This window comes from Streptomyces sp. NPDC004327, assembly GCF_042873935.1.
GTDB lineage: Bacteria > Actinomycetota > Actinomycetes > Streptomycetales > Streptomycetaceae > Streptomyces.
On sequence record NZ_JBIAME010000003.1, the window covers coordinates 345,468 to 361,108 of the forward strand.

The following is a 15,641-nucleotide window of genomic DNA, read 5'->3' on the forward strand; positions in this document are numbered from 1 at the left end:
TCGGGAGACCCCGCCGTGACCGAGCAGCAGCCCCTGTCCGAGCACAGCGCAGATGTGATCGTCGTCGGGGCCGGCCCGGCGGGTTCGACCACCGCGTACTACCTGGCCAAGGCGGGACTCGACGTCCTGCTCCTGGAGAAGACCGCGTTCCCGCGCGAGAAGGTGTGCGGCGACGGCCTCACCCCGCGCGCCACCAAGCAGCTCGTGGCGATGGGCATCGACATCTCCGAGGAGGCCGGCTGGCTCCGCAACAAGGGCCTGCGGATCATCGGCGGCGGGGTGCGGCTCCAGCTCGACTGGCCGGACCTCGCCTCGTACCCGGACTACGGACTCGTCCGCAAGCGGGACGACTTCGACGAGATGCTGGCCCGGCAGGCCCAGAAGGCCGGGGCGCGGCTCTACGAGCGCTGCAACGTGGGCGCTCCGATCATCGACGACCGCACGGGCCGGATCACCGGCGTCCACGCCAAGCTGGGCGAGGAGAAGCGCGAGGTCACCTTCCACGCGCCGCTCGTCGTCGCCGCCGACGGCAACTCCACCCGGCTGTCGCTCGCCATGGGCCTGCACCGGCGCGAGGACCGGCCGATGGGCGTGGCCGTCCGCACGTACTTCACGACCCCGCGCCACGAGGACGACTACCTGGAGTCCTGGCTGGAGCTGTGGGACCGGCGCGGCCCGCAGGACCGGCTGCTGCCCGGCTACGGCTGGGTCTTCGGCATGGGCGACGGCACCTCCAACGTCGGCCTCGGCATCCTCAACTCCTCGAAGGCCTTCCGCGAGCTGGACTGGCGCGAGGTCCTCAAGGCGTGGTGCGCGTCCATGCCGGAGGACTGGGGCTTCACCCCGGAGAACATGACGACGCCGATCCGCGGCGCCGCCCTGCCGATGGCCTTCAACCGCCAGCCGCACTACACCCGCGGCCTGCTGCTCGTCGGCGACGCCGGCGGCCTCGTCAACCCGTTCAACGGCGAGGGCATCGCCTACGCGATGGAGTCCGGCCAGATCGCCGCCGACGTCATCGTCCAGGCGCACGCCCGCGCCACCCCGGCCCAGCGCGAACTGGCCCTCCAGGGCTACCCGAAGGTCCTCAAGGACACCTACGGCGGCTACTACACGCTGGGCCGCGCCTTCGTGAAGCTCATCGGCAACCCGAAGGTCATGAAGGTCGCGACGCAGCACGGTCTGACCCACCCGCTGCTGATGAAGTTCACGCTGAAGATGCTGGCCAACCTCACCGACCCGACGGGCGGCGACGCGATGGACCGCATCATCAACGGCCTGTCGAAGGTCGCCCCGAAGGCGTAGTGCCGGAGGCGCCGCTTCCGAGGCGCCGCTTCCGAGGCGCGGCTCCCAAGGGGCGGCTTCCAGCCCCGGGGCGGCTTCCAAGAGGCGGCTCCTACGGCGTGAAGCGGGCCCGGTAGGCGGTCGGGGACTCCCCGACCGTCCGGGTGAAGTGGCGGCGGAGGTTCGCCGCCGAGCCCAGGCCGCTCTCCTCGCCGATCCGCTCCACCGGCAGGTCGGTCGCCTCCAGGAGCGTCTGGGCCCGCGCCACCCGCTGCTGCAGCAGCCACTGCAGCGGCGTGGTGCCGTGCGCCTCCCGCACCCTGCGGTGGAAGGTGCGCGGGCTCATCCGCGCCCGGCGCGCCAGCTCGTCCACCGACAGCGGCTCGTGCAGCCGCTCCAGCGCCCAGTGGAGTACGGGCCCGAGCGTGTCCTCCTCGCCACCCGCGGGCAGCGGCGCCGCCACGAACTGCGGGCGGTCGCCGGAGCGCTGGGCCGGGACGACGAGCCGGCCCGCGAGCGCGCCCGCGACCGCCGCGCCGAGGTCCTTGCGTACGAGGTGCAGGCACAGGTCCAGGCCGGCGGCGGCGCCCGCGCTGGTCAGCACGGTCTCGTCGTCGGTGTAGAGCACGGCCGGGTCGACCGTCACCGCCGGGTGGCGGGCGGCCAGTTCGGCCGCGTACGCGTGGTGGAGGGTGGCCCGGCGCCCGTCGAGCAGCCCGGCCGCGGCGAGCGCGAAGGCGCCGCTGCACATCGACACCATCCGGGCGCCGGACGCGGCGGCCGCCCGCAGCGCCGCCACCAGCTCCGCCGGCAGCTCCTGCCGGCGCTCCACCACGGCGTCCGGCACGGACGGCACGATGACGGTGTCCGCGCCCGCCAGCCCCTCCAGGCCGTGCGTGCCGTGCGGGGCGGGTCCGCAGACCCGCAGCGCGTACCAGGGGTCGGCGAGGTCGGTGTGCGGGATGCCGAAGACCATGGAGGCGACGGAGAGTTCGTACAGGTCCCAGGGAGAGATCGCGCCCCGCTCGTCGGGCACGAGGACGACGGCCACCGATCCCGCGCGCGAGCCCGTGACGTTCGAGTCCATGACACCTGAGTCCGTGACGCTCATGATCGCGAGCCTATGGCAGGAATGGTGCGGCGGGCGGCAGTCCGTCTCCTGTCGGCCGGATCCGGCCACTGCGAGCGTGGAGCCATGAGTACGAAGCGCACTCCCGTCACCGTCATCGGCCTCGGACAGATGGGCACGGCCCTCGCCGCCGCCTTCCTCGACGCCGGCCACCCCACCACCGTCTTCAACCGCACCCCCGCCCGCGCCGACGCCCTCGTCGCCCGCGGCGCCCGCCGTGCCGCCACCGTCGCCGAGGCGGTCGAGGCGAGCGAGCTCGTCGTGGTCTGCGTCCTCGACTACCCGGCCGTCCGCGCCCTGCTCGACCCCGTCGCCGCCCGGCTGCGCGGCCGGGTCCTGGTCAACCTCACCTCCGGCTCGCCCGAGCAGGCCCGCGCGGAGGCCGAGTGGGCCGCCGGGCACGGCATCGGCTACCTCGACGGCGGCATCATGACGACCCCGCCCGGCATCGGCGGCGACAGCATGATCCTCTACGCGGGCGGGCCCGAGCTGCTGGCCGCGCACCGCCCGGCGCTCGCCGTCCTCGGCGACCCGGTGGACCTGGGCGCGGACGCGGGGCTCGCCTCGCTGTACGACGCGGGGCTGCTCGGCATGATGTGGTCGGTGTTCGGCGGCTGGCTGCACGCCACCGCGCTGACCGGCGCCGACGGCGTGCCGGCGAAGGAGTTCGCGGGGGTGGCGGTGCGCTGGCTGCGCACGCTGGCCTGGTTCGTGACCACGTACGCGGAGCAGATCGACGCGGGGGAGTACCCGGGCGACGACGCGACGCTCGACGTGCACGTGGCCTCGATCGCCCATCTGCTGCACGCGGGTGAGGAGCGGGGCCTGGACAACGGGCTGCCGCGACTGCACCTGGAGATGATGCGGCGGGCGGTGGCGGCCGGGCACGGCGGCGACAGCTACGCGCGGATCATCGAGGAATTCCGGAGGTAGTTCACTATCCCGGAGGTAGTTCATGATCCTGGAGGTAGCTCACCCTTCCGGACGCAATCTGCCCTTCCGGAGGTAGACCACCATTCCTGAAGTGATTCACCATTGCGGATGAAACGGCGAAGGGCCGTCGCTCCCCCGAGGAGTGACGGCCCTTCGTCTCGTACGTGTGTGCGCGATCAGAGGATGCGCACGGCGCCCGACGGCGGGTCCCAGCTCAGGTCGCGCTCGACCACGCCGGTGGACGGGTTCTGCGCGCCGACGTACTTGCCGCCGCCGACGTAGATCGCGACGTGGTACGAGCCGCTGCGCGAGCCCCAGTAGAGGACGTCGCCCGGCTGGAGGTTGCTCAGGGAGACGGAGCTGCCCATGCTCGACTGGTCGTAGGAGACCCGCGGCAGGTCGATGCCGGCCTGGCGGTAGGCGGCCTGCACGAGGCCGGAGCAGTCCCAGGAGTTGGGGCCGGTGCCGCCGGAGACATAGGCGTCGCCGATCTGCGCCTTGGCGAAGGCGACGATGGCGGCGGCGGAGCCGGTGGCGACCTGCGAGTTGTCCGAGCTCGACATGGAGCTGTACGACGACGAGGAGCCCGCGGAGAGCGAGGTGCGCGTCGACGTGCGGGAGGCGCGCTCGCGGGCCTCGGCGCGGGCCTTCTCGGCGCGCTCGGCCTCGGCCTTGCGCTCCGCCTCGGCCTTGGCCTTCTTGGCGTCCTTCGCGGCCTTCTGCAGCGCCGCGTTCTCCTGCGCCGCCAGGTCCTGGTCCAGGGCCTCCTGCTGGGTCGCCTCGGCGGAGGCGGAGACGGCGCCGGCGAGATCGGCGTCGAGGGAGCCCAGGGTGGGCATCTCGAGGGTCTTCTCGGTCAGCGGCTCGGCGTTCGCCGGGGCGGCGGCACCGGCCACCGCGATGGTGCTGAGGACGCCACCGGCAACTCCGGCCCGGAGCGCAAGCTTCGAGGCGCTCTGGCGGGGCTTCCGGTGGCTACGTATGGGAGCGGTCTGGGACATGGGAACAACCGCTATCAGGGCTTCGGGGTTCCCTTCAAGAAACGTGGGTTGCGCCACAGTTACGTCCGGAATCGGTTAATCCGCTTCTCTCACACCCTTATTGACGCCGTAACGGGCAAATCGGGCACGCATCAACAGGGCCTTGATCACGTGTTTTCAATGAAACGTCCGAATTGCCCGCCGCTTACCACCTCTTCACGTCGATGGCCAAGCCCCGTTCTTCCGGTGACCGCGACCGAGTGACGCAGGTCACATCAGGGCTCGTGAATGCGCGCACACGTCCACTGCGGTACGCCGGACCCCTCGACCGGGCGATGGCCGGATCCCTTATCACCCGCACGCGTCCCAGTGCCAATTTGCCTGTACGGCCCAACTCTTGATAGTGCGACACCCCTCTCGACCAGCGATTTCCGGTACGGATGTCACATCTGGTGATCACCTGGGCGCTTCGAGTGGCAAGATCACCGCTCATCCGACTTCATGATCCTTCGTCAGGTGGTGGAGATCACAAAGTCGTTGGCGCACCCCGTGTCGCAGATCACAGAGGGGCGGGCTTAAGATACGCGGACGTCGGGCTTGTGAACTGCCTCACATGTGGGCGATCTTCCGCGAGGCCTCATGTCCCGACAGTGCGGTCCAACGGTCAAGGACGACTGGAAGGAGCGAGGAGCGTGAATGCGTACGCGCCCATCCTCGTGCTCGGTGCCCTGGGAGCCGGGTTTGCGATCTTCTCCGTGGTCATGGCCACGCTAATCGGGCCAAAGCGGTACAACAGGGCAAAACTTGAGGCGTACGAGTGCGGCATCGAACCCACGCCGACACCGGCCGGGGGCGGCCGCTTCCCGATCAAGTACTACCTGACGGCGATGCTCTTCATCGTCTTCGACATCGAGATCGTCTTCCTCTATCCCTGGGCCGTCACCTTCGACGCCCTGGGGCTTTTCGGGCTCGTGGAGATGCTGCTCTTCGTGCTCACCGTCTTCGTCGCCTACGCCTACGTGTGGCGGCGCGGCGGCCTGGAATGGGACTGAGGGGCTGAGGAGCACCCATGGGACTCGAAGAGAAGCTGCCGAGCGGTTTCCTGCTGACGACCGTCGAGCAGGCCGCGGGCTGGGTCCGGAAGGCGTCCGTCTTCCCCGCGACCTTCGGCCTCGCCTGCTGCGCCATCGAGATGATGACGACCGGCGCCGGACGCTACGACCTGGCCCGCTTCGGCATGGAGGTCTTCCGCGGCTCCCCGCGCCAGGCCGACCTGATGATCGTCGCCGGCCGCGTCAGCCAGAAGATGGCGCCCGTCCTGCGGCAGGTCTACGACCAGATGCCGAACCCCAAGTGGGTCATCTCCATGGGGGTTTGCGCGTCTTCGGGCGGAATGTTCAACAATTACGCGATCGTGCAGGGCGTCGACCACATCGTCCCGGTCGACATCTACCTGCCCGGCTGCCCGCCCCGGCCCGAGATGCTGATGGACGCGATCCTCAAGCTCCACCAGAAGATCCAGACCTCCAAGCTCGGCGTGAACGCCAAGGAGGCGGCCCGCGAGGCGGAGGAGGCGGCGCTCAAGGCGCTGCCCACCATTGAGATGAAGGGTCTGCTCCGGTGAGCGACGAGACACCCAACCCCGACAAGGAGCTCAGCGTCCAGAACCTGCCGGGCCAGCGCGGCGAGCACGGCGAGGAGGTCCGCGTCCAGCGCGGCATGTTCGGCGCGAACAACGGCGGCGACACCTCCGGCTACGGCGGCCTGGTCCGCTCGGTCCGGCTCCCCGGCGAGGCCACCCGCCCGTACGGCGGCCCGAGCGGCGCAGGCGCGTACGGAAGCTTCGACGAGGTCGCCGACGAGCTGGAGGGCGCCCTGGAGGAACAGGGCCTGGTCCCCGGGAACGCGATCGAGAAGACGGTCGTCGACCGCGGCGAGCTGACCTTCCACATCGCGCGCGAACACCTCGTCCGGGTCGCCCGCACCCTGCGCGACGACCCCGCCCTGCGCTTCGAGCTGTGTACGGGCGTCTCCGGCGTCCACTACCCCGGCGACAAGGGCCGCGAGCTGCACGCCGTCTACCACCTGCGCTCGCTCACCCACGGCCGGCTGATCCGCCTGGAGGTCTCGGCACCCGACGCCGATCCGCGCATCCCGTCGCTGGTCCCGGTCTATCCGACCAACGACTGGCACGAGCGCGAGACGTACGACTTCTTCGGCATCGTCTTCGACGGCCACCCCGCGCTCACCCGGATCATGATGCCGGACGACTGGCCGGGCCACCCGCAGCGCAAGGACTACCCGCTCGGCGGCATCCCCGTCGAGTACAAGGGCGCCCAGATCCCGGCTCCGGACCAGCGGAGGTCGTACTCGTGAACACCCCATCGGCAGAGCCCAGGGACACGACCGAGGGGACCGTCTACACGGTCACCGGCGGCGACTGGGACGAGGTCGTGCAGTCCGCCGCCAAGGCCGACGACGAGCGCATCGTCGTCAACATGGGCCCCCAGCACCCGTCCACCCACGGCGTGCTCCGGCTCATCCTGGAGATCGACGGCGAGACCGTCACCGAGGCCCGCTGCGGCATCGGCTACCTGCACACCGGCATCGAGAAGAACCTCGAGTACCGGACCTGGACGCAGGGCACCACCTTCGTCACCCGCATGGACTACCTCACCTCGTTCTACAACGAGACGGCGTACTGCCTCGCGGTGGAGAAGCTGCTCGGCATCACCGACGACATCCCGGACCGGGCCAGCGTCATCCGGGTGCTCCTCATGGAGCTCAACCGGCTCTCCTCGCACCTGGTCGCCATCGCCACCGGCGGCATGGAGCTCGGCGCCACCACGATCATGATCTACGGCTTCCGGGACCGCGAGCTGATCCTGGACCTGTACGAGCTGATCACCGGCCTGCGCATGAACCACGCCTTCATCCGGCCCGGCGGCCTCGCCCAGGACCTCCCGCCCGGCGCCGTCGACGCCGTGCGCGAGACGGTGAAGAAGCTCAAGAAGAACATGCCGGAGTACGACAAGCTCGCCACCGGCAACCCCATCTTCAAGGGCCGCATGCAGGACGTCGGCTACCTCGACCTGACCGGCTGCATGGCGCTCGGCGCCACCGGGCCGATCCTGCGCTCCGCGGGCCTCCCGCACGACCTGCGCAAGACCGACCCGTACTGCGGCTACGAGAACTACGAGTTCGACGTGCCGACCGCCGACAGCTGCGACTCCTACGGCCGCTTCCTCGTCCGCCTGGAGGAGATGCGCCAGTCGCTGCGGATCGTCGAGCAGTGCCTCGACCGGCTGGAGCCCGGACCGGTCATGGTCGGCGACAAGAAGATCGCCTGGCCCGCCCAGCTGGCCCTCGGCCCCGACGGCCTCGGCAACTCCCTCGACCACATCAAGAAGATCATGGGCACCTCCATGGAGGCCCTGATCCACCACTTCAAGCTGGTCACCGAGGGCTTCCGGGTCCCCGCCGGACAGGCGTACGCGGCCGTCGAGTCGCCCAAGGGCGAACTCGGCGTGCACGTCGTCTCCGACGGCGGCACCCGTCCCTACCGGGTCCACTTCCGCGATCCGTCCTTCACCAACCTGCAGGCCATGGCCGCGATGTGCGAGGGCGGCCAGGTCGCCGACGTCATCGTCGCCGTCGCCTCCATCGACCCCGTGATGGGAGGCGTCGACCGATGACGGAGAACGTGAGTCTCGGGATGCCCCAGCTGCCCGCGCCCGACTACCCGGCCGAGGTCCGCGCCCGGCTGGAGGAGGACGCGCGGGCGATCATCGCCCGCTACCCGGGGTCCCGCTCCGCGCTCCTGCCGATGCTGCACCTGGTGCAGTCGGAGGAGGGCCATGTGACCCGCACCGGCATGCGCTTCTGCGCCGAGATGCTCGGCCTCACCACCGCCGAGGTCACCGCGGTCGCCACCTTCTACACCATGTACCGCCGCAAGGAGTCCGGCGACTACCAGGTCGGCGTGTGCACCAACACGCTGTGCGCGGTCATGGGCGGCGACGCCATCTTCGAGGAGCTCAAGGAGCACCTCGGCGTCGGCAACGACGAGACGACCGCCGACGGCAAGGTCACCCTCGAACACATCGAGTGCAACGCGGCCTGCGACTTCGCGCCCGTCGTGATGGTCAACTGGGAGTTCTTCGACAACCAGACGCCCGAGTCGGCCAAGCGGCTCGTCGACGACCTGCGCGCCGGCCGCCCCGTCTCGCCCACCCGCGGCGCGCCGCTGTGCACCTTCAAGGAGACCGCCCGGATCCTCGCCGGCTTCCCCGACGAGCGCGAGGGCGCCGTCGAGGCCTCCGGCGGCGCCGGACCGGCCTCGCTCGTCGGTCTGCGCCTGGCCAAGGGCGAGACCCAGCCCACCCGAATCGTCCACCCGCGCGGCGAGACAGCCAGTGGGGAGGGAGCGTGATGACCTTGGCGGCCGAGATCAACAACAGCAGCCCGGAGAAACTGCTCTCACCCGTCCTGTCGGCCTTCTGGGACCAGCCCGACTCCTGGACCCTGGAGACCTACCGGCGGCACGAGGGCTACGAGGGCCTGCGCAAGGCCCTCGCGATGTCGCCCGACGACCTCATCGCGTACGTGAAGGACTCGGGCCTGCGCGGACGCGGCGGAGCCGGCTTCCCCACCGGGATGAAGTGGCAGTTCATCCCGCAGGGTGACGGCAAGCCGCACTACCTCGTCGTCAACGCCGACGAGTCCGAGCCCGGCACCTGCAAGGACATCCCCCTCCTCTTCGCCAACCCGCACTCCCTCATCGAGGGCATCGTGATCGCCTGCTACGCGATCCGGTCCAGCCACGCCTTCATCTATCTGCGCGGCGAGGTCGTGCCCGTCCTGCGCCGGCTGCACGAGGCCGTGCGGGAGGCGTACGAGGCGGGCTACCTCGGCCGGAACGTGCTGGGCAGCGGGCTCGACGTCGAACTCACCGTGCACGCCGGCGCCGGGGCGTACATCTGCGGCGAGGAGACCGCGCTGCTCGACTCGCTGGAAGGACGCCGCGGCCAGCCCCGGCTGCGTCCCCCCTTCCCCGCGGTCGCCGGTCTGTACGCGTGCCCCACTGTCGTGAACAACGTCGAGTCCATCGCCTCGGTTCCCGCGATCCTGAACCGCGGCAAGGAATGGTTCACGTCGATGGGCACCGAGAAGTCGCCGGGCTTCACGCTCTACTCGCTCAGCGGCCACGTCGCCTCGCCCGGCCAGTACGAGGCCCCGCTCGGCATCACCCTGCGCCAGCTGCTCGACATGAGCGGCGGGATGCGGCCCGGCCACCGGCTGAAGTTCTGGACGCCGGGCGGCTCCTCCACGCCGATGTTCACCGAGGAGCACCTCGACGTCCCGCTCGACTACGAGGGCGTCGGCGCCGCCGGCTCCATGCTCGGCACCAAGGCGCTGCAGTGCTTCGACGAGACGACCTGCGTCGTCCGGGCGGTGACCCGCTGGACCGAGTTCTACGCCCACGAGTCCTGCGGCAAGTGCACGCCCTGCCGCGAGGGCACGTACTGGCTGGTCCAGTTGCTCCGTGACATCGAGGCCGGCAAGGGCGTGATGTCCGACCTCGACAAGCTGGGTGACATCGCCGACAACATCAACGGCAAGTCGTTCTGCGCCCTCGGCGACGGTGCCGCCTCGCCGATCTTCTCCTCGCTGAAGTACTTCCGCGAGGAGTACGAGCAGCACATCACGGGCAAGGGCTGCCCCTTCGACCCCGCCAAGTCGACCGCCTGGGCGGACAAGCACCGGGAGGTGAACGCATGACCGTCACCACGTCCGCTCCCGGAGGGGGCGGTGCGGCGGTGCCGCCGGAGGATCTCGTCACGCTGACCATCGACGGCATCGGGATCTCCGTCCCCAAGGGGACCCTGGTGATCCGCGCCGCCGAACAGCTCGGCATCGAGATCCCCCGCTTCTGCGACCACCCGCTGCTCGACCCGGCCGGCGCCTGCCGACAGTGCATCGTGGAGGTGGAGGGCCAGCGCAAGCCGATGGCGTCCTGCACCATCACCTGCACCGACGGCATGGTCGTGAAGACCCAGCTGACCTCGCCGGTCGCCGAGAAGGCCCAGCACGGCGTGATGGAGCTGCTGCTCATCAACCACCCGCTGGACTGCCCGGTCTGCGACAAGGGCGGCGAGTGCCCGCTGCAGAACCAGGCCATGTCGCACGGCCAGGCCGAGTCCCGCTTCGAGGGGAAGAAGCGGACGTACGAGAAGCCGGTCGCGATCTCCACGCAGGTGCTGCTCGACCGCGAGCGCTGCGTGCTCTGCGCGCGCTGCACCCGCTTCTCCAACCAGGTCGCCGGCGACCCGATGATCGAGCTGATCGAGCGCGGCGCGCTCCAGCAGGTCGGCACCGGCGAAGGCGACCCGTTCGAGTCGTACTTCTCCGGCAACACCATCCAGATCTGCCCGGTCGGCGCGCTGACCTCGGCCGCGTACCGCTTCCGCTCCCGGCCCTTCGACCTGGTGTCGTCGCCGGGCGTGTGCGAGCACTGCGCGGGCGGCTGCGCGACCCGCACCGACCACCGGCGCGGCAAGGTCATGCGCCGGCTCGCCGCCGACGACCCCGAGGTCAACGAGGAGTGGATCTGCGACAAGGGGCGGTTCGGCTTCCGGTACGCGCAGCAGCGCGACCGGCTGACCACGCCGCTCGTGCGCAACGCCGACACCGGTGTGCTGGAGGAGACGTCCTGGCCGGAGGCCCTGGAGGCGGCGGCGCGCGGGCTCGTGCGCGGGCGCACCGGCGTGCTGGCCGGCGGCCGGCTGACGGTCGAGGACTCCTACGCGTACGCCAAGTTCGCCCGGGTCGCCCTCGACACCAACGACGTCGACTTCCGGGCCCGCGTGCACTCCGGCGAGGAGGCCGACTTCCTGGCCTCGGTCGTCGCGGGGCGCGGCCGGGACCTGGACGGCACCGGTGTCACGTACACCTCGCTCGAAGCCGCGCCGTCGGTGCTGCTCGTCGGCCTGGAGGCCGAGGAGGAGGCGCCCGGCGTCTTCCTGCGGCTGCGCAAGGCGTGGCGGAAGAAGGGACAGAAGACCTACGCGGTCGCGTCCCACGCCACCCGCGGCCTGGAGAAGGCGGGCGGCACGCTGCTCGCCGCCGCGCCCGGCACCGAGACCGAGTGGCTGGACGCGCTGACCTCCCGGGTCGGGCTCTCCCAGGACGGGGCCGCCGCCGCGGAGGCGCTGCGCCAGGACGGTGCGGTCATCGCCGTCGGCGAGCGGCTCGCCGGGGTGCCGGGCGCGCTGACCGCCGCCGTGCGGGCGTCGACCGCGACCGGCGCGAAGCTGGTGTGGATCCCGCGCCGGGCCGGCGAGCGCGGCGCCGTCGAGGCCGGCGCCATCCCGGCGCTGCTGCCCGGCGGCCGGCCCGCGACCGATCCTCGCGCGCGTGAGGAGGTCGCCGGCGTGTGGGGCGTGCGCGAACTGCCGCACGGCTACGGGCGCGACACCGGTCAGATCGTCGAGGCCGCCGCCACCGGCGAACTCGCCGCCCTGGTCGTCGGCGGCGTCGAGGTCGACGACCTGCCGGACCCGGCCCGCGCGCGTGAAGCGCTCGACGCGGCCTTCGTCGTCTCCCTGGAGCTGCGCCCCGGCGCGGTCACCGAGCGGGCCGACGTGGTCCTGCCGGTCGCGGCGGTCGCCGAGAAGCCCGGCACCTTCCTCAACTGGGAAGGCCGCGCCCGGCTCTTCGAGGCCGCGCTGAAGCCGGAGCAGATGACGAGGGCACTGGCCCCGGCCGACGCCCGGGTGCTGCACATGCTGGCCGACGCGATGGACGCCCACCTGGGGCTGCCCGACCTGCGCTCGGTCCGGCGCGAGCTGGACCGGCTCGGCGGCTGGACCGGCGAGCGCGCCGGCGAGCCCGCCGAGCCCGGCCGGCCCGCCGCCCGCCCCGGCGACGGCGAGGCCGTCCTCGCCGGCCACCGGCTGCTGCTCGACCTGGGCCGGCTGCAGGAGGGCGACGAGGCCCTGGCCGGCACCCGGCACGCCGCCGTCGCCCGCCTCTCCGCCGAGACCGCGCGGGCCACCGGCGTCAAGGACGGCGACCTCCTCGAAGTCACCGGCCCGGCCGGTTCGGTGACCTTCCCGCTGGCCGTCACCGAGATGCCCGACCGGGTGGTCTGGCTCCCGCTGAACTCCACGGGCCGCGGCGTCCTCACCGACACCGGCGCCCGCCCCGGTGACCCGGTCCGCATCGGCCCGGCCACCACGTCGAGGGAGGTGCAGGCGTGAACACGCCGCTCGCCGCTGAAGACCTGTCCATGTTCGGCACGGACCCCTGGTGGCTCGTCCTGATCAAGGCCGTCTTCTGCTTCGCGTTCCTCATGGTGACCGTGCTCTTCTCCATCGTGTGGGAGCGCAAGGTCGTCGCCTGGATGCAGCTGCGCGTCGGCCCCAACCGGCACGGCCCCTGGGGCCTCCTCCAGTCCCTCGCGGACGGCATCAAGCTGATGCTGAAGGAGGACGTGATCGTCAAGCGGGCCGACAAGGTGGTCTACGTCCTCGCGCCGGTCGTCGCCGCCATCCCGGCGTTCATGGCCATCGCCGTGATCCCGTTCGGCCCGGCCGACAACGAGGTGTCGATCTTCGGCCAGCGCACCGCGATGCAGCTCACCGACCTGCCGATCGCGATGCTGTACGTCCTCGCGGTCGCCTCCGTCGGCATCTACGGCATCGTCCTCGCCGGCTGGTCGTCCGGCTCCACCTACCCGCTGCTCGGCGGGCTGCGCTCGGCCGCGCAGATGATCTCGTACGAGATCGCCATGGGCGCAGCCTTCGCCTCCGTCTTCCTCTACTCCGGGTCGATGTCGACCTCGGCGATCGTGGAGGCGCAGGCCGACCGCTGGTACATCGTGCTGCTGCCGGTGTCCTTCCTCATCTACATCGTGACGATGGTCGGCGAGACCAACCGCGCCCCCTTCGACATGCCGGAGTCCGAGGGCGACCTGGTCGGCGGCTTCAACACCGAGTACTCGTCCATCAAGTTCGCGATGTTCATGCTCGCCGAGTACGTGAACATGGTGACCGTCTCGGCCGTCGCCACCACCCTCTTCCTGGGCGGCTGGCGCGCCCCGTGGCCGGTCTCCGGCTTCTGGGAGGGCGCCAACCACGGCTGGTGGCCGATGCTCTGGTTCGTCCTCAAGGTGCAGCTGCTGCTGTTCTTCTTCATCTGGCTGCGCGGCACCCTGCCCCGCGTCCGCTACGACCAGCTGATGAAGCTGGGCTGGAAGGTGCTCATCCCGGTCTCCGTGGTGTGGCTGATGCTGGTCGCCACCGTCCGGGCGCTGCGCAACGAGAACTACGACTTCCAGACGATCGTGCTGTACGTGGCCGGGGGCGTCCTCACGGTGCTGCTGCTCTCCTTCGTCGTGGACGTCTTCCGCGACAAGAAGGCCAAGGGCGCCGCCGGCGAGGCCCCCGCCGAGGCCCCGTTCGACCCGATGGCCGGCGGCTTCCCCGTACCGCCCCTGCCCGGACAGTCCCTGCCGCCCGTACCGCGGCGCAGGCCCCGCGGCGAGGGGGAGCTGATTGTCAGTGGTGGCTCCGATACTGCTACTGCGAGTGAGGGAAAGGAGACGGACGGTGTCTGATTTCCAGAATCCGGTGGCCGGCTTCGGCGTGACCTTCAAGGCCATGTTCAAGAAGCGGCTGACCGAGCAGTACCCGGAGCAGCAGAAGACGACGGCGCCCCGCTTCCACGGCCGGCACCAGCTCAACCGTCACCCCGACGGCCTGGAGAAGTGCGTCGGCTGCGAGCTGTGCGCCTGGGCGTGCCCCGCCGACGCCATCTACGTGGAGGGCGCGGACAACACCGACGAGGAGCGCTACTCGCCGGGCGAGCGGTACGGGCGGGTCTACCAGATCAACTACGCCCGCTGCATCCTGTGCGGCCTGTGCATCGAGGCGTGCCCCACGCGCGCGCTCACGATGACCAACGAGTTCGAGCTGGCCGACTCCTCCCGCGAGAACCTGATCTACACCAAGGAGCAGCTGCTCGCGGGCCTCACCGAGGAGATGGTCGACACCCCGCACGCGATCTTCCCCGGCATGGACGAGCAGGACTACTACCGGGGCGCCGTCACCGGCGCCGCGCCCGGCACGGTCCGTCAGGTCGCGGTCTCCAAGGGCGAGAAGGGCGAGCCGGAAGAGGTGGACGCATGAGCCAGCTCGCCGCCTACACGACCTCCACCGGCGAGGCGTTCCAGTTCTGGGTCCTCGGCACGGTCGCCGTCATCGGCGCGCTGTGCACGATCCTGATGCGCAAGGCCGTCCACTCGGCGCTCTGCCTCGCCGGCACCATGATCGTCCTGGCGGTCTTCTACCTCGCCAACGGTGCCTACTTCCTGGGCATCGTCCAGGTCGTCGTCTACACCGGCGCGATCATGATGCTGTTCCTCTTCGTCGTCATGCTCGTCGGCGTCACCGCCGCCGACTCGGTGAAGGAGACCATCAAGGGCCAGCGCTGGTGGGCCGCCGCCTGCGGCCTCGGCTTCGGCGTCCTGCTGGTCGCCGGCCTCGCCCACGCCTCCCTGACGGAGTTCGACGGGCTCGGCGCGGCCAACACGGCCCACGGCGGAAACGTGGAGGGCCTCGCCGCCCTCCTCTTCACCAAGTACGTCTTCGCCTTCGAGATCACCGGCGCCCTGCTCATCACCGCCGCCGTCGGCGCCATGGTGCTCACCCACCGCGAGCGCACCGAACGCGCCCGCACCCAGCGCGAGCTGTCCGAGCAGCGCGTGCGCGAGGGCACGCACCTGCCGCCGCTGCCCGCACCCGGCGTCTACGCCCGGCACAACGCGGTGGACATCGCCGGCCTGCTGCCCGACGGCACCGCCGCCGACCTCACCGTGATCTCCACGCTGCGCAAGCGCGGCCAGATCCGGGACGTGTCGCAGCAGGCGCTGTCGGACCTCAGGGCCCTGGAGCAGCGCTCCGAGGAGCGTCTGGGGCGCAAGGACCGTGACGGAGAGGAGGCCACGCGGTGAACCCCGTCAACTACCTGTATCTCGCCGCCCTGCTGTTCACCATCGGCGCGATCGGGGTGCTCATCCGGCGGAACGCGATCGTGCTCTTCATGTGCGTCGAGCTGATGCTCAACGCCTGCAACCTCGCGTTCGTCACCTTCTCCCGTATGCACGGCAACCTCGACGGCCAGATCATCGCCTTCTTCACGATGGTCGTCGCCGCCGCGGAGGTCGTCGTCGGACTCGCGATCATCGTGTCCGTCTTCCGTGCCCGTCACTCGGCCTCGGTCGACGACGCCAGCCTGATGAAGCTGTGAGGGGC

The 15,641-nt window shown here is 70.7% G+C and carries 15 protein-coding genes; 13 read left to right on the top strand and 2 right to left on the bottom strand.

Translation table 11 applies throughout. From position 1 onward, the window contains the following. The first annotated feature begins 15 nt into the window (after positions 1-15). Positions 16-1,305, top strand: a complete 1,290-nt coding sequence (locus tag ACFYU9_RS12110; RefSeq protein ID WP_389204922.1) for a geranylgeranyl reductase family protein — start codon at positions 16-18, stop codon at positions 1,303-1,305. 91 nt (positions 1,306-1,396) lie between these two features. Here ACFYU9_RS12110 and ACFYU9_RS12115 read toward each other — a convergent pair whose 3' ends face one another. Then, positions 1,397-2,395 carry a helix-turn-helix domain-containing protein gene (locus tag ACFYU9_RS12115; RefSeq protein ID WP_389204921.1) on the bottom strand — a complete coding sequence of 333 codons (999 nt, stop codon included), beginning with the start codon at positions 2,393-2,395 and terminating at the stop codon, positions 1,397-1,399. An 84-nt stretch (positions 2,396-2,479) separates the two neighbouring features. On the opposite strand from ACFYU9_RS12115, the gene ACFYU9_RS12120 reads away from it, so the two are divergent. Then, positions 2,480-3,346, top strand: a complete 867-nt coding sequence (locus ACFYU9_RS12120) for an NAD(P)-dependent oxidoreductase (protein ID WP_389204920.1) — start codon at positions 2,480-2,482, stop codon at positions 3,344-3,346. A 176-nt stretch (positions 3,347-3,522) separates the two neighbouring features. Here ACFYU9_RS12120 and ACFYU9_RS12125 read toward each other — a convergent pair whose 3' ends face one another. Then, positions 3,523-4,347 carry a C40 family peptidase gene (locus tag ACFYU9_RS12125; protein WP_389204919.1) on the bottom strand — a complete coding sequence of 275 codons (825 nt, stop codon included), beginning with the start codon at positions 4,345-4,347 and terminating at the stop codon, positions 3,523-3,525. A gap of 671 nt (positions 4,348-5,018) precedes the next feature. Here ACFYU9_RS12125 and ACFYU9_RS12130 point away from each other — a divergent pair. From ACFYU9_RS12130 to nuoK, 11 genes are read left to right on the top strand one after another with little or no spacing between them, the layout of a single operon-like run. Continuing rightward, positions 5,019-5,378 (top strand): NADH-quinone oxidoreductase subunit A, encoded by a 360-nt coding sequence (locus ACFYU9_RS12130; RefSeq protein WP_030494815.1) that lies wholly within the window; start codon positions 5,019-5,021, stop codon positions 5,376-5,378. Between the two features lie 17 nt (positions 5,379-5,395). Then, on the top strand, positions 5,396-5,950 hold the full coding sequence (locus tag ACFYU9_RS12135) for an NADH-quinone oxidoreductase subunit B family protein (protein WP_053654534.1): 555 nt from the start codon (positions 5,396-5,398) through the stop codon (positions 5,948-5,950). Further along, positions 5,947-6,702 carry an NADH-quinone oxidoreductase subunit C gene (locus ACFYU9_RS12140; RefSeq protein ID WP_389344441.1) on the top strand — a complete coding sequence of 252 codons (756 nt, stop codon included), beginning with the start codon at positions 5,947-5,949 and terminating at the stop codon, positions 6,700-6,702. Before ACFYU9_RS12135 ends, ACFYU9_RS12140 begins: the two co-directional genes overlap by 4 nt. Further along, positions 6,699-8,021, top strand: coding sequence for an NADH-quinone oxidoreductase subunit D (locus ACFYU9_RS12145; RefSeq protein ID WP_389204917.1), 1,323 nt, complete (start codon positions 6,699-6,701; stop codon positions 8,019-8,021). The genes ACFYU9_RS12140 and ACFYU9_RS12145 overlap by 4 nt, the downstream gene beginning before the upstream one ends. Then, the gene (gene nuoE, locus ACFYU9_RS12150; RefSeq protein ID WP_389344443.1) at positions 8,018-8,758 is read left to right on the top strand and encodes an NADH-quinone oxidoreductase subunit NuoE; all 741 of its coding nucleotides are present in this window, start codon (positions 8,018-8,020) and stop codon (positions 8,756-8,758) included. The genes ACFYU9_RS12145 and nuoE overlap by 4 nt, the downstream gene beginning before the upstream one ends. Continuing rightward, a complete protein-coding gene (gene nuoF, locus ACFYU9_RS12155) occupies positions 8,758-10,107 on the top strand; it encodes an NADH-quinone oxidoreductase subunit NuoF (protein WP_389204915.1) in 1,350 nt (449 codons plus the stop codon). Before nuoE ends, nuoF begins: the two co-directional genes overlap by 1 nt. Continuing rightward, complete coding sequence (locus tag ACFYU9_RS12160; RefSeq protein ID WP_389204914.1) at positions 10,104-12,587, top strand: NADH-quinone oxidoreductase subunit G; 2,484 nt, start codon at positions 10,104-10,106, stop codon at positions 12,585-12,587. The genes nuoF and ACFYU9_RS12160 overlap by 4 nt, the downstream gene beginning before the upstream one ends. A gap of 29 nt (positions 12,588-12,616) precedes the next feature. Then, the gene (gene nuoH, locus ACFYU9_RS12165; protein WP_389205290.1) at positions 12,617-13,945 is read left to right on the top strand and encodes an NADH-quinone oxidoreductase subunit NuoH; all 1,329 of its coding nucleotides are present in this window, start codon (positions 12,617-12,619) and stop codon (positions 13,943-13,945) included. Beyond that, entirely contained in the window at positions 13,938-14,516 is a 579-nt protein-coding gene (nuoI, locus tag ACFYU9_RS12170) for an NADH-quinone oxidoreductase subunit NuoI (RefSeq protein WP_389204913.1), read from the top strand. The genes nuoH and nuoI overlap by 8 nt, the downstream gene beginning before the upstream one ends. Next, positions 14,513-15,340 carry an NADH-quinone oxidoreductase subunit J gene (locus ACFYU9_RS12175; protein ID WP_389204912.1) on the top strand — a complete coding sequence of 276 codons (828 nt, stop codon included), beginning with the start codon at positions 14,513-14,515 and terminating at the stop codon, positions 15,338-15,340. Before nuoI ends, ACFYU9_RS12175 begins: the two co-directional genes overlap by 4 nt. Continuing rightward, on the top strand, positions 15,337-15,636 hold the full coding sequence (nuoK, locus tag ACFYU9_RS12180) for an NADH-quinone oxidoreductase subunit NuoK (protein ID WP_389204911.1): 300 nt from the start codon (positions 15,337-15,339) through the stop codon (positions 15,634-15,636). The genes ACFYU9_RS12175 and nuoK overlap by 4 nt, the downstream gene beginning before the upstream one ends. Positions 15,637-15,641: the final 5 nt, after the last annotated feature.

Bases quoted from the DNA above. Each gene is read 5' to 3' on its own strand.
- ACFYU9_RS12175 (WP_389204912.1), top strand. From the start codon at position 14,513: ATGAGCCAGCTCGCCGCCTACACGACCTCCACCGGCGAGGCGTTCCAG.
- ACFYU9_RS12115 (WP_389204921.1), bottom strand. From the start codon at position 2,395: ATGAGCGTCACGGACTCAGGTGTCATGGACTCGAACGTCACGGGCTCG.
- nuoF (WP_389204915.1), top strand. From the start codon at position 8,758: ATGACCTTGGCGGCCGAGATCAACAACAGCAGCCCGGAGAAACTGCTC.
- ACFYU9_RS12160 (WP_389204914.1), top strand. From the start codon at position 10,104: ATGACCGTCACCACGTCCGCTCCCGGAGGGGGCGGTGCGGCGGTGCCG.
- ACFYU9_RS12120 (WP_389204920.1), top strand. From the start codon at position 2,480: ATGAGTACGAAGCGCACTCCCGTCACCGTCATCGGCCTCGGACAGATG.
- nuoE (WP_389344443.1), top strand. From the start codon at position 8,018: ATGACGGAGAACGTGAGTCTCGGGATGCCCCAGCTGCCCGCGCCCGAC.
- nuoH (WP_389205290.1), top strand. From the start codon at position 12,617: ATGTTCGGCACGGACCCCTGGTGGCTCGTCCTGATCAAGGCCGTCTTC.
- ACFYU9_RS12135 (WP_053654534.1), top strand. From the start codon at position 5,396: ATGGGACTCGAAGAGAAGCTGCCGAGCGGTTTCCTGCTGACGACCGTC.
- ACFYU9_RS12125 (WP_389204919.1), bottom strand. From the start codon at position 4,347: ATGTCCCAGACCGCTCCCATACGTAGCCACCGGAAGCCCCGCCAGAGC.